This is a genomic window from Acidovorax sp. A79, assembly GCF_041154505.1.
In the GTDB taxonomy this organism is placed as follows: Bacteria; Pseudomonadota; Gammaproteobacteria; order Burkholderiales; family Burkholderiaceae_C; genus Acidovorax.
The window spans coordinates 1872658-1896350 of record NZ_AP028672.1 but is presented as its reverse complement, the minus strand read 5'-3'; the positions used below and the strand labels follow the sequence as shown (position 1 = coordinate 1896350).

General features: G+C 67.1%; 19 protein-coding genes. 15 read left to right on the top strand and 4 right to left on the bottom strand.

Annotation, left to right across the window (positions count from 1 at the left end):
• Positions 1 to 2: 2 nt before the first annotated feature.
• On the bottom strand, positions 3 to 1187 hold the full coding sequence (gene pobA, locus ACAM51_RS08665; RefSeq protein ID WP_369643307.1) for a 4-hydroxybenzoate 3-monooxygenase: 1185 nt from the start codon (positions 1185 to 1187) through the stop codon (positions 3 to 5).
• 211 nt (positions 1188 to 1398) lie between these two features.
• Between pobA and ACAM51_RS08660 the strand changes: the two genes are divergently transcribed.
• Complete coding sequence (locus ACAM51_RS08660) at positions 1399 to 2178, top strand: IclR family transcriptional regulator C-terminal domain-containing protein (protein WP_218296030.1); 780 nt, start codon at positions 1399 to 1401, stop codon at positions 2176 to 2178.
• An 81-nt stretch (positions 2179 to 2259) separates the two neighbouring features.
• Here the strand turns inward: ACAM51_RS08660 and hemL are convergent, their stop codons facing one another.
• Together hemL and ACAM51_RS08650 are read right to left on the bottom strand one after the other, a co-directional pair.
• Positions 2260 to 3570, bottom strand: a complete 1311-nt coding sequence (gene hemL / locus ACAM51_RS08655) for a glutamate-1-semialdehyde 2,1-aminomutase (RefSeq protein WP_369643306.1) — start codon at positions 3568 to 3570, stop codon at positions 2260 to 2262.
• Positions 3554 to 4513 (bottom strand): hydroxymethylpyrimidine/phosphomethylpyrimidine kinase, encoded by a 960-nt coding sequence (locus ACAM51_RS08650; RefSeq protein WP_369643305.1) that lies wholly within the window; start codon positions 4511 to 4513, stop codon positions 3554 to 3556. The genes hemL and ACAM51_RS08650 overlap by 17 nt, the downstream gene beginning before the upstream one ends.
• A 94-nt stretch (positions 4514 to 4607) precedes the next feature.
• Here ACAM51_RS08650 and ACAM51_RS08645 point away from each other — a divergent pair, with 94 nt between their 5' ends.
• From ACAM51_RS08645 to ACAM51_RS08615, 7 genes are all read left to right on the top strand, one after another.
• The gene (locus tag ACAM51_RS08645; protein WP_082836248.1) at positions 4608 to 4781 is read left to right on the top strand and encodes a rubredoxin; all 174 of its coding nucleotides are present in this window, start codon (positions 4608 to 4610) and stop codon (positions 4779 to 4781) included.
• Positions 4782 to 4839: 58 nt separating this feature from the next.
• On the top strand, positions 4840 to 5238 hold the full coding sequence (locus ACAM51_RS08640; RefSeq protein ID WP_005796099.1) for a PleD family two-component system response regulator: 399 nt from the start codon (positions 4840 to 4842) through the stop codon (positions 5236 to 5238).
• Positions 5239 to 5604: a PleD family two-component system response regulator gene (locus tag ACAM51_RS08635; protein WP_010459520.1), complete on the top strand. Its 366-nt coding sequence runs from the start codon at positions 5239 to 5241 to the stop codon at positions 5602 to 5604. It abuts the gene before it with no gap.
• 15 nt (positions 5605 to 5619) lie between these two features.
• On the top strand, positions 5620 to 6147 hold the full coding sequence (locus ACAM51_RS08630; RefSeq protein ID WP_218296027.1) for a chemotaxis protein CheW: 528 nt from the start codon (positions 5620 to 5622) through the stop codon (positions 6145 to 6147).
• 21 nt (positions 6148 to 6168) lie between these two features.
• On the top strand, positions 6169 to 8457 hold the full coding sequence (locus tag ACAM51_RS08625) for a methyl-accepting chemotaxis protein (protein ID WP_369643304.1): 2289 nt from the start codon (positions 6169 to 6171) through the stop codon (positions 8455 to 8457).
• Positions 8458 to 8504: 47 nt separating this feature from the next.
• The gene (locus tag ACAM51_RS08620; protein ID WP_369643303.1) at positions 8505 to 14669 is read left to right on the top strand and encodes an Hpt domain-containing protein; all 6165 of its coding nucleotides are present in this window, start codon (positions 8505 to 8507) and stop codon (positions 14667 to 14669) included.
• Between the two features lie 112 nt (positions 14670 to 14781).
• Positions 14782 to 15951 (top strand): PilT/PilU family type 4a pilus ATPase, encoded by a 1170-nt coding sequence (locus ACAM51_RS08615; protein ID WP_369643302.1) that lies wholly within the window; start codon positions 14782 to 14784, stop codon positions 15949 to 15951.
• 17 nt (positions 15952 to 15968) lie between these two features.
• Here the strand turns inward: ACAM51_RS08615 and ACAM51_RS08610 are convergent, their stop codons facing one another.
• On the bottom strand, positions 15969 to 17453 hold the full coding sequence (locus ACAM51_RS08610; RefSeq protein WP_369643301.1) for a deoxyribodipyrimidine photo-lyase: 1485 nt from the start codon (positions 17451 to 17453) through the stop codon (positions 15969 to 15971).
• 21 nt (positions 17454 to 17474) lie between these two features.
• Between ACAM51_RS08610 and ACAM51_RS08605 the strand changes: the two genes are divergently transcribed.
• From ACAM51_RS08605 to ACAM51_RS08575, 7 genes are all read left to right on the top strand, one after another.
• Entirely contained in the window at positions 17475 to 18074 is a 600-nt protein-coding gene (locus ACAM51_RS08605) for a YqgE/AlgH family protein (RefSeq protein WP_218296023.1), read from the top strand.
• Positions 18071 to 18490, top strand: a complete 420-nt coding sequence (gene ruvX / locus ACAM51_RS08600; protein WP_218296022.1) for a Holliday junction resolvase RuvX — start codon at positions 18071 to 18073, stop codon at positions 18488 to 18490. Before ACAM51_RS08605 ends, ruvX begins: the two co-directional genes overlap by 4 nt.
• On the top strand, positions 18487 to 19011 hold the full coding sequence (gene pyrR, locus ACAM51_RS08595; protein ID WP_218296021.1) for a bifunctional pyr operon transcriptional regulator/uracil phosphoribosyltransferase PyrR: 525 nt from the start codon (positions 18487 to 18489) through the stop codon (positions 19009 to 19011). The genes ruvX and pyrR overlap by 4 nt, the downstream gene beginning before the upstream one ends.
• Before the next feature lie 2 nt (positions 19012 to 19013).
• A complete protein-coding gene (locus ACAM51_RS08590; RefSeq protein ID WP_218296020.1) occupies positions 19014 to 19976 on the top strand; it encodes an aspartate carbamoyltransferase catalytic subunit in 963 nt (320 codons plus the stop codon).
• Between the two features lie 79 nt (positions 19977 to 20055).
• Positions 20056 to 21345 (top strand): dihydroorotase, encoded by a 1290-nt coding sequence (locus ACAM51_RS08585; protein WP_218296019.1) that lies wholly within the window; start codon positions 20056 to 20058, stop codon positions 21343 to 21345.
• Between the two features lie 138 nt (positions 21346 to 21483).
• Positions 21484 to 22221: a 1-acyl-sn-glycerol-3-phosphate acyltransferase gene (locus ACAM51_RS08580; protein WP_218339665.1), complete on the top strand. Its 738-nt coding sequence runs from the start codon at positions 21484 to 21486 to the stop codon at positions 22219 to 22221.
• A gap of 218 nt (positions 22222 to 22439) precedes the next feature.
• Positions 22440 to 23648 carry a Yip1 family protein gene (locus ACAM51_RS08575; RefSeq protein ID WP_369643300.1) on the top strand — a complete coding sequence of 403 codons (1209 nt, stop codon included), beginning with the start codon at positions 22440 to 22442 and terminating at the stop codon, positions 23646 to 23648.
• Positions 23649 to 23693: the final 45 nt, after the last annotated feature.

The window sequence follows — 23693 nt, the reverse complement described above, 5'->3', positions numbered from 1 at the left end:
AGTCAGGTTCCGAAGTTCATCGGTAGCCCTACGTAGTTCTCGGCCAGTGAGACCGAGGCTGCGCGCGAGTGCACCAGGTATTCCAGCTCGGCTTCCTGAATCTTCTGGCCGAATTCGCCAGTCTCTGGAAAACGGTGCATCAACGAGGTGAACCACCACGAGAAGCGCTCGGCGCGCCACACGCGGCGCAGGCAGCGGTCGGAATAGGTGTCGATGCCGGCGCTCGACTTCTCGCCGTAGTAGTCGGCGAACGCATTCCACAGGTAGCCCACGTCACTCGCCGCCAGGTTCAGGCCCTTGGCGCCGGTGGGCGGCACGATGTGGGCGGCGTCGCCCGCCAGGAACAGGCGGCCAAAGCGCATGGGCTCGGCCACGAAGCTGCGCAGCGGGGCGATGCTCATCTCCAGCGCCGGGCCGGTGACCAGGTTCTCGCGCGCCTCGGGGTCCAGGCGGTTGCCCAGTTCGGCCCAGAACTGCTCGATGCTCCACTGCTCCACCTTGTCGGTCGATGGCACCTGCAGGTAGTAGCGGCTGCGCGTGTTGCTGCGCATGCTGCACAGCGCAAAGCCGCGCTCGGTGTTGGCGTAGATCAGCTCGTGCGAGACAGGCTTCACGTCGGCCAGCACGCCCAGCCAGCCGAAGGGGTAGACGCGCTCGTAGGTGCGCAGCGCACCCTCGGGCACGCTGGCGCGGCACACGCCGTGGTAGCCGTCGCAGCCTGCGATGAAGTCGCACAGCACCTCGTGCGTCTGGCCGTCCTTCTCGTAGGTCACGCGCGGCTGCTGGCCGTCGAAGTCGTGCACGCTCACGTTCTGGGCGTCGTACACCGTGGTCAGGCCTTCGGCGGCGCGGGCGTCCATCAGGTCGCGGGTGACTTCGGTCTGGCCGTACACCGTCACGCGGCTGCCGCCGGTCAGCGCGTGCAGGTCGATGCGGTGCCGCGCGCCCTTGAACAGCAGCTCGATGCCGTCGTGTGGCAGTCCTTCGGCATGGGCGCGGGCGCCGACACCCGCCTGGTCCAGCAGGTCCATGCTGACCTGCTCCAGCACGCCGGCGCGGATGCGGCCCAGCACGTAGTCGGGGCTGCGCTGTTCGATGATGACGGCGTCGATGCCGGACTTGTAAAGCAACTGGCCGAGCAGCAGGCCGGCGGGGCCTGCGCCGATGATGGCAACCTGGGTACGCATGGTGGACAACCTCACAAAGCAAACAAGGGCGCTGGAAAGCGCTAAGACAACAGCGCCAAGCGTAGGTTGATCCATGTCAACGCGGCGCCCGCCCGGCGCCCTGGCGCGCGGTGGGTGGACGTGATGTGCGATCATCGCGCAATCTTCCACAGCCCCCGGCGCATCGGGCGCCCGCACCCCGGGCATCGACCGGCCGACCATGGACCCCCGCATGACCACCGTTCCCATCGCCAAGGCAGATTTCATCGAAGGCATGGCCAAGGGCCTGGCGGTGCTGGAGAGTTTCGACACCGAGCGCCAGCGGCTCAATGCCACGCTGGCCGCGCAGCGCACCGGCCTCACGCGCGCGGCGGCGCGCCGCCACCTGCTCACGCTGGCGCACCTGGGTTATCTGGAGACGGATGGCAGCTACTTCTGGCTGGCGCCCAAGGTGCTGCGGTTTTCGGGCAGCTACCTGGCATCGGCCCGGCTGCCGCGGGTGCTGCAGCCCACGCTCAACCGGCTGGCGGCACAGACGCAGCAGTCATTCTCGGCCGTGGTGCTGGATGGCGGCGAGGTGGTGATCGTGGCGCGCAGCGGGGTGTACGGCGCGCCGTCGCGCGTGCTGGCCTATGGGCTGCACCTGGGGGCGCGGCTGCCGGCGCACCCCACGTCCACGGGGCGCGTGCTGCTGGCAGCCTTGCCACCGGCGGCGCTGACGGCGTGGCTCAAGGCCTGCCCGCTGCACCGGCTCACTCCCCACACCATCACCCAGGTCGGCCCGCTGCGGCAGGTGATTGCCAAGGCGCGGCGCGACGACCATTGCCTGGCGGTGGAGGAGCACGAGCTGGGCGTGCACGCGCTGGCCGTGCCCCTGCGCAATCTGCAGGGCGACACGGTGGCCGCACTCAATGTGGTGGCGTCGCCCAAGCAGGTGGACGAGCGCAGCCTGCAGCGCGACATGCTGCCACTGCTGCAGGAGGCCGCCCGCGAGCTGCGGGGGCTGCTGTGAACGAATGCCAACGTCGAGTTAGCAAGCAGGAATATTCATAAAAATGGCCGATAGCGCTTGATGGGTAAGCGCTGGTAGCTATTATTTTGATAGTTCCTTGAAGACTTCGCGGGCGGCTGCCACGGTGGCGGCGATGTCGTCGGCGGTGTGTGCCGCGCTCACGAAGCCCGCCTCGTACAGCGCCGGCGCGATGTAGATACCGCGATCGAGCAGGCCGTGGAACAGCTGGTTGAAACGCGCGCTGTCGGTCTTGAGCACCTGGGCGTAGTTCTGGGGCAGCTCGGGCATCAGGAAGAAGCCGAACATGCCGCCTTCGCTGTCGGTGCTGAAGGGCACGCCTTCGGCCGCCGCCGCGGCAGCCAGCCCATCGACCAGCGAGCGCGTGGTGGCCGACAGGGCGTCGAAGAAACCCGGCTTCCTGATCTCGCGCAGCGTGGCCAGCCCGCAGGCCGTGGCCACCGGGTTGCCCGACAACGTGCCCGCCTGGTACACGGCCCCCAGCGGTGCCAGGTGTTCCATGATGGCGCGCGGGCCCCCAAAGGCGGCCAGCGGCATGCCGCCACCGATCACCTTGCCCAGCACCGTGATGTCGGGCTTGAAGCCCGGGATGCTCCGGGCGTACACGCTCTGGGCGCTGCCCAGGGCCACGCGAAAGCCCGTCATCACCTCGTCGAGCACCAGCAGCGCGCCGTATTCGGTGCACAGCTCGCGGCAGCGCTTCATGAACGGAACGCTGGCGCGCACCAGGTTCATGTTGCCCGCGATGGGCTCGATCATCACGCAGGCCAGTTCCTTGCCGTGCAGGGCGAAGGCTTCTTCGAGCTGGGCGACGTTGTTGTATTCCAGCACCAGGGTGTGCTGCACCACTTCGGGCGGCACGCCCGCGCTGGTGGCGTTGCCGAACGTGGCCAGGCCCGAGCCGGCCTTGACCAGCAGCGAATCGGCATGGCCGTGGTAGCAGCCCTCGAACTTGATGAACTTGCTGCGGCCCGTGGCACCGCGCGCCAGGCGGATGGCGCTCATCCCGGCTTCGGTGCCCGAGCTGACCAGGCGGATCATCTCCATCGAAGGCACAAGGCTCAGGATTTCCTCGGCCAGCTCCACTTCGCGCTCGGTCGGCGCGCCAAAACTGAAGCCTTCGAGCGCTGCGCTCTGCACGGCTTCGAGCACGGCGGGGTGGCCGTGGCCCAGGATCATCGGACCCCAGGAGCCGATGTAGTCGATGAAGCGCTGGTCGTTGGCGTCCCAGAAGTAGGCGCCCTGGGCGCGCTTCACGAAACGCGGCGTGCCGCCCACGGCCTTGAAGGCCCGCACGGGCGAGTTCACGCCGCCGGGGATCAGCGCCTTGGCGCGTTCGAACAGGGGGAGGTTGAGGTCAGTGCTTGGTGTCATGGGGTGGCATCACAAAGCCTTCGAGGGCCTGTGCTTCGTCAATCGGGGGTTCTTCTTCATCGCCGTCGGCCTCGTCGTCGTCGGGCTGGGCCCAGAACATGCGGTCGGGCACGATGTGCCCCATGCCGGGGCGAAAGCCGGCGTCCAGGCAGCGGTCGAGGTAGCCCAGGGCCTCGCTGGTGGCCTCGCCCAGGTCGTTGCCGCTGGCCACCAGGGCGGTGAGCGCGGCGGACAAGGTGTCGCCAGCGCCGGAGAAGGTGGCGTCGAACAACTCGAACTTGCCGCTGCCCAGCACGGTCTGGGGCGAGGCCAGGACGTTCTCGACAAACTGCTCGGGCAGCGGAATACCGGTGACCAGGGTGTAGGGCACACCCATCTCGGAGGCGGCCCGGGCGATGTCGCGCGCGGTCGGGCTGCGGTCGCTGGTCCAGTCCGGCAGCAGCCAGCGCCACAGGGTGCTGTGGTTTCCAACCAACACCGAGGTCTGCGGTAACAACAATTCCCGGAAGGCGTCCAGGTACTCGTCGATCAGCTCGTCGCGCCACCAGGACAGGTTGGGCATGTAGGCGATCACGGGCACTTCGTCGTAGTCGGTCGTGATCTCGGCGATGGTGCTGATGTTCTCCGGGCTGCCCACGAAACCGACCTTGATGGCCTGTACCGGCAGGTCCTCCAGGACGGCGCGGGCCTGCTCGGCCACGGCCTCGTCGTCAAAACTGAAGTGGTCGAAAATCTCCGCGGTATCGCGGGCGTACGCGCCGCAGACCACGGCGATCGGGTGCCCGCCCACGGAGGCGATGGTGGTGATGTCGGCCGTCAGTCCGCCGGCGCCGCTGGGGTCGCTGGCATTGAAGACGAGCACGCACGCAGGGCTTGCGTCCTCCGAACCGTCATCTTCGATATCTATGATTTCTGGGGGGGGAGGGGATGCTTTGGCGGTCATGGACCAGATCCTGCTTGAGGGGCGGCACCGGCGCCGTGGCCCGCGGAGATGACTAGATACAATCGTTGCATTCTATGTGAAGGCCCTTTAAGCTGTGACCGACTCTAAAACTTGGATGTGTTTGATTTGCGGTTGGATTTATGACGAAGCAGAGGGTTCACCTGAGCACGGCATTGCACCCAACACTCCATGGGATCAGGTTCCCATGAATTGGACCTGCCCTGAATGTGGCGCCCGCAAGGAAGACTTCGAGATGGTTCAGATTTGAGGCGCACCAGCATCATGTGCTGCCGCGTTGTTTATTTTTCCATCGGGAGCAGTAACAATTGACTACAACAGGCGCATCTTTCAAAGTGCTAGTGGTGGATGACAGCAACACCATCCGTCGAAGCGCCGAGATTTTTCTCAAGCAGGGGGGGCACGAAGTCTTGTTGGCCGACGACGGCTTTGATGCTTTGGCCAAAGTCAACGATTACCAGCCTCAGCTGATTTTCTGCGACATCCTCATGCCCAAGCTCGACGGGTACCAGACCTGCGCCATCATCAAGCGCAACGCCCGTTTTGCAGATACTCCGGTGGTAATGCTGTCTTCCAAGGACGGCGTATTCGACAAGGCGCGCGGGCGCATGGTCGGCTGCCAGGAATATCTCACCAAACCGTTTACCAAAGACCAGCTGCTGCAGGCAGTGCAGCAGTTTGGCAATTCCCAACAAGGAGCGATGTAAATGCCCATCCAGAAAGTACTGGTCGTCGACGACTCGAAGACCGAGTTGATGTTTTTGACGGACCTGCTTCAGAAAAAAGGCATGCAGGTACGCACCGCTGAAAATGCCGATGAAGCCTTTCGCCGCCTGGCGGAAGAAAAGCCCGATCTGATCCTCATGGATGTCGTGATGCCCGGCCAGAATGGCTTTCAACTTACGCGCGCCATCACCCGCGACCCGCTGTATGCCGACGTGCCCATCATCATGTGCACCAGCAAGAACCAGGAAACGGATCGCGTCTGGGGGATGCGGCAGGGTGCGCGGGGCTACATCACCAAGCCCGTCGATCCCGCCGAACTGCAGGCCAAAATCGACGCCCTGAACTGAGGCTGCGGCGCGTTCATGGCCAACCGCGAAGCCCTGCGAGAGCTCCAGACCCGACTTGCCAGCCGCCTTCAGGCCGCAAGAACCGAAGGGACCTCTGTGTCATCCTGGCTGGCTGTCGAGTCCGCCGGGAGTTTCTATTTGCTGCCCCTTGGACAGTCGGGGGAGATTTTCCCCTGGGTCTCGATCCAGGCGGTGCCCTATACCCAAAGCTGGTTCCTGGGCGTTGCCAACCTGCGCGGCGGGCTGGTCGGCGTGGTGGATCTCGCGGGGCTCCTGGGCTCCGCGGCGCCCCGTACCGAACAGGCCCTGTCGGAGGCCAGCCTCCTGGCTTTCAACGCGGCCCTCGAAGTCAATGCCGCTTTGCTGGTGGACCGCCTGGCCGGCCTGCGCGGGACCGATGCGTTCGTGTCCTCCGAGCCTCCGGCCGAGGATTCCCCTGCATTCTTCGGCACCACGTATATCGATTCCAGCGGCGCGCGCTGGCAGGAACTGAACTTGCAGATCCTGTCCCAACATCCCGCTTTCCTGAGCATCAGTGCTTGAGTTTTTCTGTAAGGCTGCACCATGTCCGTCGTCAATCAATTTGGAAAACTGTTCAACCGGAAACCTGCCGCACCGGATGCAGGCGCGATTGCCGGCACGGCCGACGACGGGCAGGATATTCTTGCCACGGGTTCGCTCGACGGCGCGCAATTGCGCGACGCGTACCAGGCCGAAGCCATGAACAGTGTTCAGGGTGACCCGGACGGCTATGCCCCCGAGCAGTCTGCCCAGGACGCGGAGGAAGACCTCATCTCCCTGCCACTGCTGGGCCGCTCGACCGCTGCAGCCCACCAGCGCCGCCTGCTCGGCCTGCTGGCTGTGGGCGTGATCGTCCTGGCCTTGATCGCTGCCTGGGTGCTGCGGCAGGCCGACCGCTCCGCGCAGCAGCTTGCTGCAACGGGCCAGTCCCTCATGCAGTCGCAGCGCCTGGCGAAGTCGGTGTCGCAGGCGCTGGTGGGAAGTCCGCAGGCCTTCCCGGACGTGGTGGAAAGCTCCGGCGTGCTGGCGCGCAATGTGCGCGCCCTGAATGCGGGTGATGGCGAACTCGGCGTGGAATCGCTGGGCGAGCCCTACAAGCCCGATCTGGACGCCGTGAACCCGCTCATGGAACGTGCCGAGCGCAATGCCAGCGTGGTGATGGGCCAGCAGAAGATCCTGACGCAGGTGGGGGACGCTCTGCGCACCATCAACCGCCAATCGTCCGACCTGCTGGAAATCGCCGAGACGGTGTCGTCCCTCAAGCTGCAGCAGAACGCGCCTGCCGCCGAGATTTCCGCCGCCGGCCAGCTCGTGATGCTGACCCAGCGTATCGGCAAGTCGGCCAACGAATTCCAGACCATGGAAGGCGTGAGCCCCGAGGCCGTGTTCCTGCTGGGCAAGGACTTGAATTCGTTCAAGGAAATCGCCCAGGGCCTGCTCGATGGCAGCCCTGAACTGCGCCTGGCCGCCACCAAGGATGCCCAGACCCGCGAACAGCTCGAAGCCCTGGTCAAGCTCTATGAGCAGACCCGCACGCAAGCCAGCGCCATTCTGGGCAACCTGCAAGGTCTGGTGTCTGCCCGTGAAGCCCAGTCGGCGATCATTGCCGACAGCGAACCCCTGCGCCGCCAGCTCGAAGGCCTGCAGAGCAAGCTGTCCGCCCAGACGGGTGTGGGCGGTGGACAGCTCGCTGCCCTGGCCCTCGCCGGCCTGTTCGTGATCTTTTGCGGCGTGGGCATCTCGCGCGTGCAGCTGCTGGACAGCCGTGGCCGCCAGGCTGCTGCCGAAATGCAGCAGAAGGACGCCAAGCGCCAGGAGCAGGAAGCCAAGCGCGTCAATGACGCCAACCAGGCCGCCATTTTGCGGCTGATGAACGAACTGCAGTCGGTCGCTGAAGGTGACCTGACCCAGGAAGCCACCGTGACGGAAGACATCACGGGCGCCATCGCCGACTCGGTGAACTACACGGTGGAAGAACTGCGCCAGCTGGTGGGCAGCGTGCAGAACACGGCCACGCGGGTGGCGCAGACGACGGCCCAGGTGGACAACACGTCCACGGAGCTGCTGGCGGCATCCACCGAGCAGCTGCGCGAAATTCGCGAAACCGGCCGTTCGGTGCTCGACATGGCCACCCGAATCAACGAGGTGTCCACACAAGCGCAAGAGTCCGCCACGGTGGCCCGTCAATCGCTGCAAGCTGCCGACTCGGGCCTGCAGGCCGTGCAGAACGCCATCGGCGGTATGAACTCCATCCGCGACCAGATCCAGGACACCTCCAAGCGGATCAAGCGCCTGGGCGAATCCTCGCAGGAGATCGGTGAAATCACCGAACTGATTTCCGACATTACCGAGCAGACGAACGTGCTGGCCCTGAACGCTGCCATCCAGGCCGCGTCCGCCGGTGAAGCCGGCCGAGGCTTCTCGGTGGTGGCCGAAGAAGTGCAGCGACTGGCTGAACGTTCGGCAGACGCCACGCGCCAGATCTCGGCGCTCGTGAAGGCGATTCAGACCGACACGCAGGATGCCGTGGCCGCTATGGAACGCTCCACGCAGGGTGTGGTGGAAGGGGCGCGCCTGTCCGACAGCGCCGGTACCGCACTGACCGAGATCGACCGCGTGTCGCGCCGCCTTGCCGAACTGATTGAGCAGATTTCGTCCTCGACATCCCGGGAAGCCGTTCTGGCCAACGAAGTGGCCGACAACATCCAGCACATTTTTGCGGTGACCGAGCAAACGGGTGAAGGTACCCGAACCACAGCGCAGCAGGTGCGCGAGCTCTCGCACATGGCTGAAGAACTGCGCCAATCGGTGGCACGGTTCAAGATCGCCTGACGCTGTAGTCATCAACCAGCTGGCTCATAGCAGCCGGGGACGAATCCATGTCATCTATTGATGTCAACAATGCACCGGCCGCGGATGGGACCCAGGGAGATCAGGACCTGGGTCCTTTGGCGTGGGTGCTTGACGAACTGCGCAAATCCCTTGACGGTGCTGTCAAGGCCATGCGCCGCTTTGTGCGCGATGCGGAAGCCGCCCGCGAATCGGATCTCGCGGCGCTCGATGCCGGCCCGCTGCGCATTGCCCGGCAGCAGCTGCACCAGGCGTGCGGCGCGCTGGAAATGGTGGGCATGGGCCCGCCGGCGCTGGTCCTGCGGGCCATGGAGTCTGCCGTCCAGAAGTTCGTGCAGCGGCCCGAGACCTGCAGTGACGACGCCGCGGCCGTCATTGAGCGTGCGAGCTTTGCGCTGATCGAATACCTGGAAACCGTTCTGGCGGGCAAGGCGGCTTCGCCTGTTGCGCTGTTCCCCCAGTACCGCGACGCGCAGGCGCTGGCCGGCGCGGACCGCGTCCATCCTGCCGACCTGTGGCCTGTGGAGCGCAGGTTTCGCGAGCCCGAGGGTGCAGTGTCGGTCACGCCGCTGCCGTACGGTCCTGAAGCGCGCGCGCGCCTGGACGCCGCGGTGCTGCGAATCGTCAAATCCGGTGATCTGCGGGCCTCGTTGAGCCTGAGGGACACCTGCCTGGGCTTCGTGGCGGCCCAGCCGGACCGCCAGTCCCGCGCTTTCTGGAAGATCTGCGCGGGCTTCTTCGAGGCCTTTGGCTCCGGCCTGCTGCCCGCGGATGTCTACGTCAAGCGCGTGGCGTCCCGTGTGCTGATGCAGTACGCCACCCTGGCCAAGGGCGACACGACCATTGCAGACCGCCTGGTGCAGGACCTGCTGTTCTTCTGTTCCCAGGCCAGGCCGGCCGATGCGGCCGCCAGCGACGTGCCCTCGCTGCAGGCCGTGCGGCAGGCCTTCGCGCTGGACCGGTTCAAGCCGGTCGACTATGAAGCTGCGCGGTTCGGCCGTTTTGACCCCGCCATGCTGGCGCAGGCACGCAAGCGGATCGCCGCGGCCACCGAGACCTGGTCCGCGCTGGCCGGCGGGGACCGCAACAAGCTCAAGCCCGCAGCAGATCAATTCAGCCTGGTGTGCGACTCGCTGCGCAAGCTGCATCCCGGAAGCGAAAGCCTTGCGCAGGCCCTGACGCGCGCACTGGAATCCACCACCCGTTCCGGCGAACCGCCCTCGGCCGCCTTGGCCATGGAAGTGGCAACCTCGGTCCTGTACCTGCAGGCGGCCTTTGAAGAGCTGGATGCGGGCGACGACCAGATGGAAATCCGCGCGGGCAGGCTTGCGCAGCGCCTGGATGCCGTCGGCGCGGGCGCGGAGCCCGAGCCCCTGGAACAGTGGATGGAGGAGCTGTACCGCCGGGTCAGCGACAACCAGACCATGGGCAGCGTTGTCGACGAACTGCGCTCCACGCTCGGCGAAGCCGAGAAGGCGCTGGATCAGTTTTTCCGCAATCCGCAGGACACGGCGGTCCTGGCGACCGTCCCCGGCCATCTCGCGCAGATGCGCGGTGTGCTGTCCGTGCTGGGCCTGGACCAGGCGTCGCTCGCGGTGGTTCGCATGCGCGACATGGTGGAGCGCCTGCTCATCAACGAGGTGCCCGAGGCCGATCGCCAGGGTGTCTTCGAGAAGCTGGGCAACAGCCTCGGCGCGCTGGGGTTCCTGATCGACATGCTCAGCTACCAGCGCACCATGGCCCGCAAGCTGTTCGTGTACGACGAAGAGCTCGGTGAACTGCGCATCCTCATGGGCAAGACCCGTCCGCGTGCGTCGGATGCCGTGGAAGAGGCGCCGGCCAAGCTGGAAGAGCGGGCCGCCATCCCATTGCCCGACGTGGTGCCACGTTTTCCCGTGCCGGAACCCTTCGGCGAGCCCACGGATTTCGGATCCCTGCCTTCCCTTCCGGACATGCCGTCCGAGGTGGCCCCTGCGCAGCTGGCGCCGGTGGATCCGGGGTCGCTCGCACCCGACATTTCCTTTGATCTGCCCGTCGCCACAGAGGGCGGCGGCGCGCCGGTGCCCCAGGCGGCAGCGCCCGCGCCTGCAGTGGCGCAGGCACCGGAGATCGAGGATGAACTGCTGGAGGTCTTCCTGGAGGAGGCCCGCGAAGTGGTGGTCAATGGCCTGGCCGCCATCGACGTGCTTCAGGATGAGCCGGGCAACCTCAGCGAACAGACCACGCTGCGCCGTGCCTTCCACACACTCAAGGGCAGTTCGCGGATGGTCGGGCTGAACGATTTCGGTGAAGCGGCCTGGTCCATGGAACAGGTGCTCAACGCCTGGTTGGCAGAGCAAAAGCCGATGCAGCCCAGCCTGCTGCAGCTGTCCTCGGACGCGCTGCGGGCATTCAGCCGCTGGGCGGACGATATCGCCGCGGGCCAGGCTTCGGGCTGGCAGCCAGACGCATTCCGCAAGTCCGCGGATGCCATGCGGCTCGACGGCACCTTGCTGCCGCTGGCCACCCCGTTCGCCAGCGAGGACAGCCCCCCGCAGGCTGCGCCCGTGCAGGAGCAGATGCAGGAAGCTGCAGCCCTGGACGGCGTGCCCATCGAATCGCTGGAGCCAGAAGCTGCAGACGCACCACAGGCGGTGGAAGAGGCGCTGGCCATCCCCGACTTCGAAGCCACCGAAATCTTCGACCACGCACCCGAAGTGCCGGCGGATCAGGCCGTGGCCTCCCCCGAGGTGGCCGAGGAGATCGATTTCTCCGTGTTTGCAGCCGCGCTGGACGAAGCGCCCGCAGACGCCGCGGTGATCGATCCTTCCAGTGCCGACTTCGTGCTGGATCTCGAACTGCCCGACCTGGAACCCGCCGTGGCGGCGCCTGAAGCCGAACTTCCGGCGCCAGCGACCGCGTTGTCCGACGAACTGACTGAGGACGAAGTGGCCGGGCTGCTGTCGGCGCAATCCCTGGATGCCGCCGAGCCGCTGGAAGCACCGGAGCCGGTGGAACTGGAGGCGCTGGAGCCATTGCCGGAGGCCGGTGCGCCCGAGCCCGAAGCCCTCGTGCCTGCCGAAGCGGTGGAAACCGTGGACGCCGAGCCCGTTGCTGCAACGCCGGAACTGGCCGAGGCCCTGCCGCTGGAAGACAGCAGCAGCGACGAAGCGGTCAAGGTGATCGACACGCTGCGCATTGGCATTCCGCTCTACAACGTCTATCTGAACGAAGCCGATGAATGGTCCCGCCGCCTGGTGACCTGCCTGCAGGAATGGTCGCTGGAACTGCACGAGCCCCTGCCGGACATCGCGGTGGCGTTGTCGCACTCGCTCGCGGGCAGCTCCGCCACCGTGGGCTTCAATGCCCTGTCCGAAATGGCGCGCGTACTGGAGCATGCGCTTCAGCACGTGACGTTGCAGTCTGGCGGCACCCAGGAACAGGCCCAGGCCTTCATGGCGGCGGCGGAAGATATCCGCCGGTTGCTGCACCAGTTCGCGGCCGGTTTCCTCAAGGAGCCCAGCCAGGAAGTGCTGGAGCAACTGCGCCAGATCCTGCAGACCGAGGTGGACAACACCCTGTCGCCGCCCGAAGAAGATGCGGAAGCCGCAGACGGGCTGGCGGTGGAGCCGGTGGCACCGATCGGCGCGGAAGCCGCGCAGCCGCTGCCCCCAGCCGAACCCGTACCCGATGTCCCCGCCGAGCTGACGCCCGTGCCGGTTCCCAAGGGGCATGTGGCGCCCGCGCTGTCCGCCGTGGTGCACGACCACGACCAGATGGTCGACGACGCGATTGCCCATGCCGTGGCGCTGGGTTCGGACGTGGATGACGACATTGATGCGATCGACGTCATCGATCCGGACCTGTTCCCGATCTTCGAGGAAGAGGCCGCGGAACTGCTGCCGCAGCTCGGTGGAGCCCTGCGCCAGTGGGCTTCGCGCCCGGACAACCTGGGTGCGCGCAGCGAGGTGCTGCGGGCATTGCACACCCTCAAGGGCAGCTCGCGCCTGGCGGGTGCCATGCGTTTGGGCGAAATGGCCCACCGCCTCGAATCCGCCATCGAGCAACTGGACGCCGAGACGGTCACCTCCGACCAGATCGAGCCCCTGCAGGCCAGCTTTGACGGCCTGCAGGCCAACTTCGAAGCCCTGCGGACCATTGGGCAGAGCCCCGCCGACACGGTGGTGTCGCTGCCGGTCGAGGCCGTGCGCGCCAGTTCCCCGGTGGACCTGTCGGCAGTGCCGGTGGATGCGCCTGCACAGGCGCTGGCAACGCCGCCATCGGCGCCTGCCGTGCGCCTGCCGGCACCCTCCCAGCTTGCGCCGCTGCGCGTGGCGTCCAACCAGTCGGTGCGTGTGCGTGCGCAGCTGCTGGACCGCCTGGTGAACCAGGCGGGCGAAGTGATGATCAGCCGATCGCGCCTGGACGTGCGGCTGGGCCAGTTCCGCAGTTCGCTGGCCGACCTGTCGGGCAATCTGGACCGCCTGCGCCAGCAGCTGCGGGACATCGAGGTGCAGGCCGAATCGCAGATGCAGTCGCGCCTGGCCCTGTCCAAGGATTCGGCCGCTGGTTTCGATCCGCTGGAGTTCGACCGCTTCACCCGCGTGCAGGAACTCACGCGCATGATGGCCGAGTCGGTGAACGACGTGGCCACCGTGCAGCGCAACCTGCAGCGCACCATGGAAGGCGCTGAAGACGACCTGATCGCCCAGGGCCGCCAGGCGCGCGAACTGCAGCGCGACCTGCTGCGCACCCGCATGGTGGAGTTCGAAGGCATTGCCGAGCGCCTGTACGCCGTGGTGCGCCAGGCCTCCAAGGAAACCGGCAAGCAGATCAAGCTCGATATCACCGGCGGCTCCATCGAGATGGATCGTGGCGTGCTGGACCGCATGACCCCGGCGTTCGAACATCTGCTGCGCAACTGCGTGGCCCACGGGATCGAGAACCCCGAGGACCGGGTCGCCGCGGGCAAACCGGCGTCCGGGACCATCACGGTGGATCTGCACCACGAAGGCAACGACGTGTCGGTGGAGTTCCGTGACGATGGCGCTGGCCTGAACCTGCCGCGCATCCGGGAAAAGGCACTGTCCCAGGGCCTGATCGAACCCGATGCGCAGCTGAGCGATGCCGAAGCGGCCAACCTGATCTTCACGCCCGGTTTCAGTACCGCCAGCGAAGTGACAGGCCTGGCGGGCCGGGGCATCGGCATGGACGTGGTGCGCTCGGAGATCAATGCACTGGGCGGGCGCATCGAGACCTCGACCGAGGCCGGCAAGGGCGCTGCCTTCCGCATGGTGCTGCCACTGACCACGGCGGTGACGCAGGTGGTGATGCTGCGTGCCGGCGATCTGGCGATCGGCGTGCCTGCCAACGTGGTCGAGATCGTGCGGCGCACCTCGGCGGCAGACCTTGAAGTTGCATACCGTACCGGCCATTTCGACGATGGCACGGAGCAGTTGCCGTTCTTCTGGGCCGGGGCGCTGCTGCAGGCTTCTGCGCGCAGCAACGAGCCGGCTGGCAAGACGCGACCTGTGGTGATTTTCCGCAGCGCATCGCAGCGCATCGCCATGCACGTGGACGAAGTGCTGGGCAACCAGGAAGTCGTGGTGAAGAACCTCGGGCCCCAGTTGTCCCGCCTGCCGGGCCTGGCGGGCATGTCGGTGCTGGCCTCGGGTGCCGTGGTGCTGATCTACAACCCCGTGGCGCTGGCCACGGTGTACGGCGATCAGGTGCGGGCAGCCCATGTGGATCTGCCTCCCGTGCTGGAGGCCGATGGTTCGGGCGCTGGCGGCAAATCCGTGGTGTCGCTCCAGCTGGCGGGCCCCAGCCAGGTGCCCCTGGTGCTGGTGGTGGACGATTCGATCACGGTGCGCCGCGTCACGCAGCGCTTGCTGCAGCGCGAAGGCTACCGTGTGGCGCTGGCCGCCGACGGCCTGCAGGCGCTCGAGCGGCTGCAGGAAGAGCGTCCCACGGTGGTGCTGTCGGACATCGAAATGCCCCGCATGGACGGCTTCGACCTGGCGCGCAACATCCGCGCGGACGGTGCGTTGCGCGACCTCCCCATCATCATGATCACGTCGCGCATCGCCGAGAAGCACCGCGAACATGCCATGGAGCTGGGCGTCAACCACTACCTGGGCAAGCCGTACTCCGACGAAGAGTTGCTGAGCCTCATTCAGCACTACGCACGCATCGCGGCGGCCGCAGAGGCCTGACCACCATGCACGCGGACTGCTGGCCTGCCCTTGCCCGGCAGGCCTGTGGCCTGCCAGCGGCAGGGCCGGTTCCGGCCACTGCATTGCGCCTCTTGCTTCCGGGCTTGTCCTGATGGAAGCGGCCGCAACACCATCTCCCGACCCTCGCCTGCTGGCCTGCCTGGCCGTGGTGGTGCGGCAGCGGGCGTCTGATCTTTTCATCATGGCGGGAGCGCCGCCCACGCTCAAGCGGCAGGGCGTCTTCGTGGCCATCGGGCAGCAGGTGCTGTCGGCGGACGACGTGCGGCAGATGGCCTACTCCATTCTTCGCGAAGCGCAGCGGCAGGAGTTCGAATCCACCATGGAGTGCGACCTCTCCCTGCAGGCGGCGGAGGGCGAGCGGTTCCGCGTGAACGTGCACCGGCAGCGGGGGCAGGTGGGCATGGTGATCCGCCATGTCATTACCCGCATCCCCAGCCTGGAGGCGCTCGGCCTTCCGCCCGTGCTCAAGCAGCTGGCGTTCCTCAAGGGCGGGCTGGTTCTTACCGTGGGGTCTGCGGGCTCGGGCAAGACCACCACGCTCGCCGCGCTGCTGGACCACCGCAACCTCCACGTCGGCGGGCATATCCTGACCGTGGAAGACCCCATCGAATACCTGCATGCCCACAAGAAATCGCTGATCACGCAGCGCGAGGTGGGGCTGGACACGCTGTCCTACGACGAGGCGCTGCGCCGCGCGATGCGCGAGGCCCCCAACGTGATCATGATTGGCGAAATCCGCGATCGGGCCACCATGCAGCATGCGCTGCACTATGCCGAGTCCGGCCACCTGTGCGTGTCCACCTTGCATGCCAACAACGCCAACCAGGCGGTGCAGCGGATACTGAACTTCTTCCCCGAGGATGCCCACCGCCAGTTGCTCATGGACTTGTCCCTCAATCTGCGCGCGGTGGTGGCGCAGCGGCTGGTGCCGGGGCTTTCGGGCAGCCTGGTGCCCGCCACCGAGATCATGCTGCTCACGCCCTACGTGGCCGAGCTGATCCAAAAGGGCCAGATCGACGAGCTCAAGACCGCCATCACCCGCAGCGGCGAGCAGGGCATGTGGAGTTTCGACCAGTCGCTGCTGGCCATGGTCGAGACCGGGGCGATATCGCCCGAAGAGGCCATTGCCAACGCCGACAATCGCACCGACGTGCGCCTGCGCCTGCGGCTTGCGGCGGGTGCGTCGCTGGGCGGCGAGGGCATGCAGATGAGCCCGGATGACCCCGCGCCGGGAGAACCCCCACCCGCCGCGCTCCGCTGAGGCAGAAGGGGCAGGGGTCAGGCGGAAGCCGCCTTCACCACCGCATACCGCTCCAGGGTCCGCTGCCGCGCGGCAGCGTGCTCCACCACGGGCAGCGGATAGTGGTCCCCCAGGCGGATGCCCGCTTCCTGCAATTCCAGCGGCTGTGCCAGCCAAGGGGCATGCAATGCCTTGGTGGCGAGCCGGGCCAGCTGCGGCAGATAGCGGCGGATGAATCGGCCCTCCGGGTCGAACTTCTCGCTCTGGCTGACCGGGTTGAAGATGCGAAAGTACGGCTGCGCGTCGCAGCCGCTGGAGCTGGCCCACTGCCAGCCGCCGTTGTTGGCGGCCAGGTCGAAGTCATTGAGGTGCGTGGCAAAGTAGGCTTCGCCCCGGCGCCAGTCGATGCCCAGGTCCTTCACGAGAAAGCTGGCCACCACCATGCGCAGGCGGTTGTGCATGTAGCCGGTCTGGTTGATCTGCGCCATGGCGGCATCTACCAGCGGATACCCCGTGCGGCCTTCGCACCACGCGTCGAACAAGGCGTCGGCCTGCTGTCCTGACTCCCACTGGATGGCGTCATACGCGGGCTTGAAGCTGCGGCCCGCCACATGGGGGTGGTGGTGCAGGATCTGGAAGTAGAAGTCCCGCCAGATCAGCTCGTTGAGCCAGGTGGCGGCGCCCGGGTTGCCATCGAGCATGAGCTGGTGCGCCGTGCGCGCCAGCAGCCGTGGCGAGATGGTGCCAAAACGCAGGTGCACGCCGAGGTAGCTGGGGCCTTTGACGGACGGAAAGTCGCGCGTGCCGCCGTAGCGCTCGATGCGGCCCAGAAAATCGGTGAACAACTGGCGTGCACCGCTGGCGCCGGCGGGCAGCCGGAGCCGGGACAGGCCCGTGGGTGCAAAACCCAGCGATGCCAGCGCCGGGATGGGCTGGACATGGGGCTGCGGGCGCGCTGCGAGGCGGTGCGCGTGGCGCTCCACGGGGTAGCTCTTGAGCTGGAAGGCGTCGATCCTCTTGAGCCAGGCGTTCTTGTAGGGCGTGAACACGCTGTAGGGGCTGCCGGCCTGCGTCAGCACCTCGCTGCGCTCCAGGAGCGTGTGGTCCTTGGAGGTGTGAAAGGCCCTTCCCGCGGCGGCCAGCCGCGTGCGCACCAGGCTGTCGCGTTCCAGGGCCTGGGGTTCGTCGTCGTGGTTGGCAAACACGGCCTGCACGCCCAGGGCGCTGGCCAGTGCCGGAATGGCGTCGCTGGCCACCGCGTGTAGCACGATCAGCCCGCTCTGGGCATGGCCGGACAGGGTGCGCAGCGATCCGTCCAGCTCCACCAGCGATTCCCGGATGAACTCCACGCGCCGGTCGGCCCGGGGCAGGGCGTCCAGGATGCCGCGGTCGAAGACGAAAGCGCAGTGCACCTGCTCGCACCGGGTCAGCGCGTGGTACAGCGCCGCCTGGTCATGGGCCCGCAGGTCGCGCCGGAACCAGACAAGGCCGCTGGGGTAGGAAGGCTCTGGAGAGTGCGCCATGTTCACCGTTAAAATTGGCAGATGTCTTCCGATTCTGCGCCCATCAACCTGACGCATCACTTCCTGATCGCGATGCCCGGTCTGGAGGATGAGTCTTTTGCGCGCAGCGTCGTCTACCTGTGCGAACACAGCGAGCGCGGCGCGCTCGGGCTCATCATCAACAAGCCGACCGACATCACGCTCAAGGGACTTTTCGACAAGGTCGACCTGTCCCTGCGGCGCGAGGACCTGAGCCGGGAACCCGTGTTCCAGGGCGGCCCCGTGCAGACCGAGCGCGGCTTCGTGCTACACGAGCCCATGCTCATGGACACGGCCGAAACGGACGAATCCGCCTACGCTTCCACCATGACCATTCCGGGCGGGCTGGAGATGACGACCTCCAAGGACGTGCTCGAGGCCCTGTCCACGGGCGCGGGGCCCCGCAGGGTGCTCATCACGCTGGGCTACTCGTCGTGGGGCGAGGGCCAGCTCGAGTCCGAGCTGGCCGAAAACGCCTGGCTCACCGTGGCGGCCGACCTGTCGGTGATCTTCGACACCCCGGTGCCCGAGCGCTACGACCGCGCCTTGTCGCTGCTGGGCCTCAAGGCCTGGATGCTGTCGCCCGAGGCGGGGCACGCATGACCGGCTTGCCCGCTCAGCCCGCCGTTCCCGCGCACTTCCAGACCTTTCTTGCTTTCGACTTTGGCCTCAAGCGCACGGGCGTGGCCACGGGCAACCGCATGCTGCGCAGCGCCACGCCGCAAGCCACGATCAAGGCCGAAGGCGACGCGCGTTTTGTTCAGGTCGCGCAGCGCATCAAGGAATGGCAGCCCGACGCGCTGGTGATCGGCGTGCCCTACCACCCCGATGGCGCGAGCCACGAGAACACCGAACGTGCGCTCAAGTTCGGGCGCCAGCTGCGCGGCCGCTTCGGCCTGCCGGTGTTCGAAGTGGACGAGCGCTACAGCACCACCGAGGCCATCGCCGGCGGTGCCAAGGATGCGGACGCCGCTTCGGCCTGCATCATCCTGGAACAGTTTTTGAGGAACCTCCCATGAGCAGCAACCCATCCCCCGGCGCGTCCGGCAGTCTCGTGCTGGATGCCGAGGCCCTGTACCGCGAGCTTTTGCGCGGCGTGCGCAGCCTGTGGACCCCCACGACGCGCCTGGCGGGCATCGCCTCGGGCGGTGCCTGGCTGGCCGAGCGGCTGCAGAAGGACCTGGGCCTGGAGGGCGCGCCCGGCGTGCTGTCTTCCGTGATGCACCGCGACGATTTCGCCCAGCGCGGCCTCTCGGCCAGCGCGCAGACCTCGCTGCCGTTCGACGTGAACGGCGCCGACGTGCTGGTGCTCGACGACGTGCTCTACACGGGCCGCACCATCCGCGCGGTGGTCAATGAGCTGTTCGACTACGGCCGCCCCGCCAGCGTGCGCCTGGCCGTGCTGGTGGACCGGGGCGGGCGCGAGCTGCCCGTGCAGGCCGACTTCGCCGCGGCCCGCGTGGCCCTGCCCGCCGCCCAGTCGCTGGCCCTGGCGCGTGGCGACAGCGGTACCTTCCACTTCCAAGTCAAAGAGGCCTGACCGTGCTGAAGAAGCGCAACCCCCAACTCAACGGCAACGGCGAACTCATCCACCTGCTGTCCATCGAGGGCCTGCCGCGCGACATCGTCACGCACATCCTCGACACGGCCGCCAACTTCGTCTCCGTCAACGACCGCGAGGTCAAGAAGGTGCCGCTCTTGCGCGGCAAGAGCGTGTTCAACCTGTTCTTCGAGAACAGCACGCGCACGCGCACTACGTTCGAGATCGCGGCCAAGCGCCTGTCGGCCGACGTGATCAACCTCGACATCGCGCGCAGCTCGGCCAGCAAAGGCGAATCCCTGCTCGACACCATCGCCAACCTCAGCGCGATGGCGGCTGACATCTTCGTGGTGCGGCACAGCGAATCGGGCGCGCCCTACCTCATTGCCCAGCACGTGGCACCGCATGTGCACGTGATCAACGCGGGCGACGGCCGGCATGCCCATCCCACGCAGGGGCTGCTGGACATGTACACCATCCGCCACTACAAGAAGGATTTTTCCAACCTCACCGTGGCCATCGTGGGCGACGTGCTGCACTCGCGCGTGGCGCGCTCGGACATCCACGGCCTGACCACGCTGGGCTGCGCCGAAGTGCGCGTGGTGGGGCCGCGCACCCTGGTGCCGTCCGACATGGCGCAGATGGGCGTGCGTGTGTGCCACACGCTCGAAGAAGGCATCAAGGACGCGGACGTGATCATCACGCTGCGCCTGCAGAACGAGCGCATGAGCGGCGCGCTGCTGCCGTCGAGCCAGGAGTATTTCAAGAGCTTCGGCCTCACGCAGGACAAGCTGCAGCTGGCCAAGTCCGACGCCATCGTCATGCACCCCGGCCCCATCAACCGGGGGGTCGAGATCGACTCCGCCGTGGTGGATGGCAAGCAGAGCGTGATCCTGCCGCAGGTGACTTTCGGCATCGCTGTGCGCATGGCCGTCATGTCCATAGTGGCGGGGAACGAGGCGTGATGCCCGGAATGAATGCTCCTGTTTTCATAGCTTCTAGCGCTTATCCAATAAGCGCTAGCAGCCAATTTGGCTTCAAATCATGAAGATACTGATCCAGAACGGCCGTGTGATCGACCCCGCTTCGGGCCTCGACCAGACCTGTGACATCGCCATCGCGGCGGGCCGCATCGTCGGCGTCAACCGCGTGCCGCCCGACTTTGCGCCCAAGCGCGTGGTGGACGCCACGGGCTGCATCGTGCTGCCCGGCCTGGTGGACCTGGCCGCGCGCCTGCGCGAGCCCGGCCACGAGCACGAGGGCATGCTCGAATCCGAGATGGCGGCCGCCGTGGCCGGAGGCGTGACCAGCCTGGTGTGCCCGCCCGATACCGACCCCGTGCTCGACGAACCGGGCCTGGTGGAGATGCTCAAGTTCCGTGCCGAGAAGCTGCACCAGTCGCGCCTGTTCCCGCTGGGTGCGCTCACGCGTGGCCTCGCCGGCGAGGTGCTGACCGAGATGGCCGAGTTGACCGAATCGGGCTGCGTGGGCTTCGGCCAGGCCGAAGTGCCCCTGGCCAGCACCCAGGTGCTGCAGCGCGCGCTGCAGTACGCCGCCACCTTTGGCTACACCGTGTGGCTGCGCCCGCAGGAAATGCACCTCGGCAAAGGCGTGGCCGCCAGCGGTGCGCTGGCCACGCGCCTGGGCCTGTCGGGCGTGCCCGTGGCAGCCGAGACCATTGCGCTGCACACCATCTTCGAGCTGCTCAAGACCACTGGTGCGCGCGTGCACCTGTGCCGCCTCAGCAGCGCGGCCGGTGTCGAGCTGGTGCGCCGGGCCAAGGCCGAGGGACTCAACGTGACCTGCGACATCAGCATCAACACGCTGCACCTGACCGAAAACGACATTGGCTTCTTCGACAGCCGTGCGCGCTTGACGCCCCCGCTGCGCCAGCAGCGCGACCGCGATGCCCTGAGCGCGGCGCTACTGGATGGCACCGTCGATGCGCTGGTGTCCGACCACACCCCTGTTGATGAAGACGCCAAGACCCTGCCGTTCGCCGAGGCCGAACCCGGTGCTACGGGTCTGGAGCTGCTGCTGAGCCTGGCGCTCAAGTGGTCGCAGGACAGCGGCGTGCCGCTCGTGCGCGCGCTGGCCACGGTCACGTCCGAACCCGCGCGCGTGCTGGGCAGTGCCCTGGGCACGCTGCAGGCCAGCGTGGGCCAGATCGTCGAAGGCGGCGTGGGCGATCTGTGCATCTTCGACCCCCAGGCTGCGTGGACCGTGCAGGACGATGCGCTGCGCAGCCAGGGCAAGCACACGCCGTTTTCCGGCTACGAGCTGCCAGGCAGGGTGCGCATGACGCTGGTGGGCGGGCAGGTAGCGTACGGGTGACCCCCCTGTGCCGCTTCGCGCCATCCCCCGAGGGGGACGCCACCGGTGGTCCGGCAGGGCCGGTTCCACGGTGGCACCCGTATCGGCCAGGCCCGTTGCGTGGGCCGTGGACATGGCGAATCGCCACGGACGGCTGAGATGAGGCATCTGCGCGCCTGCTGGCGCCTGCTGCGCCTGCTGGGCCACATCGCCAAGGGGCTGGCCATCGTGGCGCTGCGTTTTCCGGCGCTGTCACCCGATCAGCAGCACGCGCGGGTGCAGGTGTGGTCGTTGCAACTGCTGGCCCATGCCGGCATCAGCCTGCGCATCGTGGGGCAGCCGCCAGTGGCGGGGCCGGTGATGCTGGTCGCGAACCACATCTCGTGGCTTGACATTCCCGTGATGCACGCGGCCCGGCATTGCCGCTTCGTGTCCAAGTCCGACGTGCAGGGCTGGCCGCTGATCGGCACGCTGGCCACCGCCGCCGGCACCCTCTACATCGAGCGCAGTTCGCGCCGCGATGCGCTGCGCATGGTGCGGTCCATGCACGAGGCGCTGGAGCGCGGCGAGGTGCTCGCGGTGTTTCCCGAGGGCACCACGGGCGATGGCCGCGAGATGCTGCCGTTTCATGCCAACCTGCTGCAGGCCGCCGTCACCGCCAGCGCGCCGGTGCAGCCCGTGGGCCTGCGCTTTGCCGACAGGGCCACCGGCGCCACCAGTTTCGCGCCCAGCTACATCGGCGACGAGACCCTGGTGGGCTCGATCTGGCGCACGCTGTGCGCGCCGTCCATTGACGCCGTGGTGCACTACGGCGACCCGCAGCCGGCCGAAGGCCGCGACCGGCGCGCATGGGCGCAGCACCTGCACGACACCGTCGACCAGTTGCGGAAAACCTGAGGCGGCGGCAGCGGCGGGCGGGCCAGGCGCGCCGCTCCTCCCGCGTACGCGGCGCGCAAGCGGGGTGGTTCGGCGGCCCAAAAACGTGCATATTCCACGTTTGCGGCGGCGACGGTGTGGCAACAGCGCCCAATTGCGGGCAATTTCCCGTATCGTCCGCGTCTTTCGGCCTGCGGCACGGCGGCAGCAGGCACCACTCACACTGCCGGGAGGGCACCATGAACCTGATTGAGCGCGCCAAGAGCATTCTTCTGCAACCCAAGGAGACCTGGGTCGCCATCGAATCCGAATCCACCGATGCGGCGACCCTGTTCACCCGCTACTACATGATCCTGGCCGCGATCCCGGTGGTCTGCGGCTTCATCGGCCTGTCGCTGATCGGCTTCGGCGGCTTTGGCGTGACCGTTCGCGTGCCCCTGGTTTCCGGCCTGGTGAACATGGTGGTGTCGTACGTGCTCAGCTTGGTGGGCGTGTTCGTGCTCGCGCTCATCATTGATGCGCTCGCCCCTGCGTTCGGGGGGCAGAAGAACCAGATCCAGGCCCTCAAGGTGGCGGTCTATGCCAGCACGGCCGCCATGCTGGGCGGGGTGTTCAGCCTGCTGCCGGCGCTGGCCATGCTGGGTTTGCTGGCGGCGCTGTATTCCATCTACCTGCTCTACACCGGCCTGCCCGTGCTGATGAAGAGCGCACCGGAGAAGTCGGTGGCATACACCGTGGTCGTCATCATCGCGGCCATCGTCATGGGCGTGGTCATCGGTGCCGTCAGCTCGGTCTTCATGCCCGGTGGCGGAAGTCTGTTCGGCGGCGCCGCGGCGCCTGCCGTCACCCTGAACACGCCCAAGGGGTCGGTGTCCATCGACACCGCCGGCCTGGAAGCTGCCGGCAAGAAGATGGAAGAAGCCGCGCGCCAGCTGGAGCAGGCCCAGAAGGGCCAGGACCCCGCCGCCATCGCGGCCGCGGCGGGCGCGCTGGGGGGCGGCCAGGCCATTGCCGCGCAATCGCTCAAGGCCGCGCTGCCCGAAAGCCTGGCGGGCCTGCCGCGCACCGGCTTCGACGTGCAGGACGGCGCGGCGCTGGGCCTGCCCACCAGCCAGGCCAGCGCGCAATACGGCAGCGACAGCAAGCAGGTGCGCCTGGAGATCACCGACATCGGCGGCCTGGGCCAGATGGCGGTGATGGCCATGGGCATGGCCCAGGGCGAGAAGGAAGACCAGACCAGCGCCGAGAAGACGTGGCAGGAGGGCGGCCGCACGCTGCACCAGCGCTACGAGAAGGACGGCAGCCATGCCGAGTTCAAGGCCATCCTGAAGAACGGGCTGGTGGTCAGCGTCGAGGGCGACCACATGGGCGTCAAGGACTTGCGAGGCATCCTGGGCCAGGTGGACCTCAATGGCCTGGAGGGCCTGCAGCGCAAGGGCAAGTCCTGACGTCCCGGCGTACGCGGCGCACGCCCCGGGCATGGGCACCGTGCC

Coding starts and splice junctions, on each gene's coding strand:
- ACAM51_RS08580 (WP_218339665.1), top strand. CDS start 21,484: ATGAGGCATCTGCGCGCCTGCTGGCGCCTGCTGCGCCTGCTGGGCCAC.
- pyrR (WP_218296021.1), top strand. CDS start 18,487: ATGAGCAGCAACCCATCCCCCGGCGCGTCCGGCAGTCTCGTGCTGGAT.
- hemL (WP_369643306.1), bottom strand. CDS start 3,570: ATGACACCAAGCACTGACCTCAACCTCCCCCTGTTCGAACGCGCCAAG.
- ACAM51_RS08635 (WP_010459520.1), top strand. CDS start 5,239: ATGCCCATCCAGAAAGTACTGGTCGTCGACGACTCGAAGACCGAGTTG.
- ACAM51_RS08650 (WP_369643305.1), bottom strand. CDS start 4,513: ATGACCGCCAAAGCATCCCCTCCCCCCCCAGAAATCATAGATATCGAA.
- ACAM51_RS08625 (WP_369643304.1), top strand. CDS start 6,169: ATGTCCGTCGTCAATCAATTTGGAAAACTGTTCAACCGGAAACCTGCC.
- ACAM51_RS08605 (WP_218296023.1), top strand. CDS start 17,475: ATGTCTTCCGATTCTGCGCCCATCAACCTGACGCATCACTTCCTGATC.
- ACAM51_RS08585 (WP_218296019.1), top strand. CDS start 20,056: ATGAAGATACTGATCCAGAACGGCCGTGTGATCGACCCCGCTTCGGGC.
- ACAM51_RS08660 (WP_218296030.1), top strand. CDS start 1,399: ATGACCACCGTTCCCATCGCCAAGGCAGATTTCATCGAAGGCATGGCC.
- ACAM51_RS08620 (WP_369643303.1), top strand. CDS start 8,505: ATGTCATCTATTGATGTCAACAATGCACCGGCCGCGGATGGGACCCAG.
- ACAM51_RS08615 (WP_369643302.1), top strand. CDS start 14,782: ATGGAAGCGGCCGCAACACCATCTCCCGACCCTCGCCTGCTGGCCTGC.
- ruvX (WP_218296022.1), top strand. CDS start 18,071: ATGACCGGCTTGCCCGCTCAGCCCGCCGTTCCCGCGCACTTCCAGACC.
- ACAM51_RS08575 (WP_369643300.1), top strand. CDS start 22,440: ATGAACCTGATTGAGCGCGCCAAGAGCATTCTTCTGCAACCCAAGGAG.
- ACAM51_RS08630 (WP_218296027.1), top strand. CDS start 5,620: ATGGCCAACCGCGAAGCCCTGCGAGAGCTCCAGACCCGACTTGCCAGC.
- pobA (WP_369643307.1), bottom strand. CDS start 1,187: ATGCGTACCCAGGTTGCCATCATCGGCGCAGGCCCCGCCGGCCTGCTG.
- ACAM51_RS08610 (WP_369643301.1), bottom strand. CDS start 17,453: ATGGCGCACTCTCCAGAGCCTTCCTACCCCAGCGGCCTTGTCTGGTTC.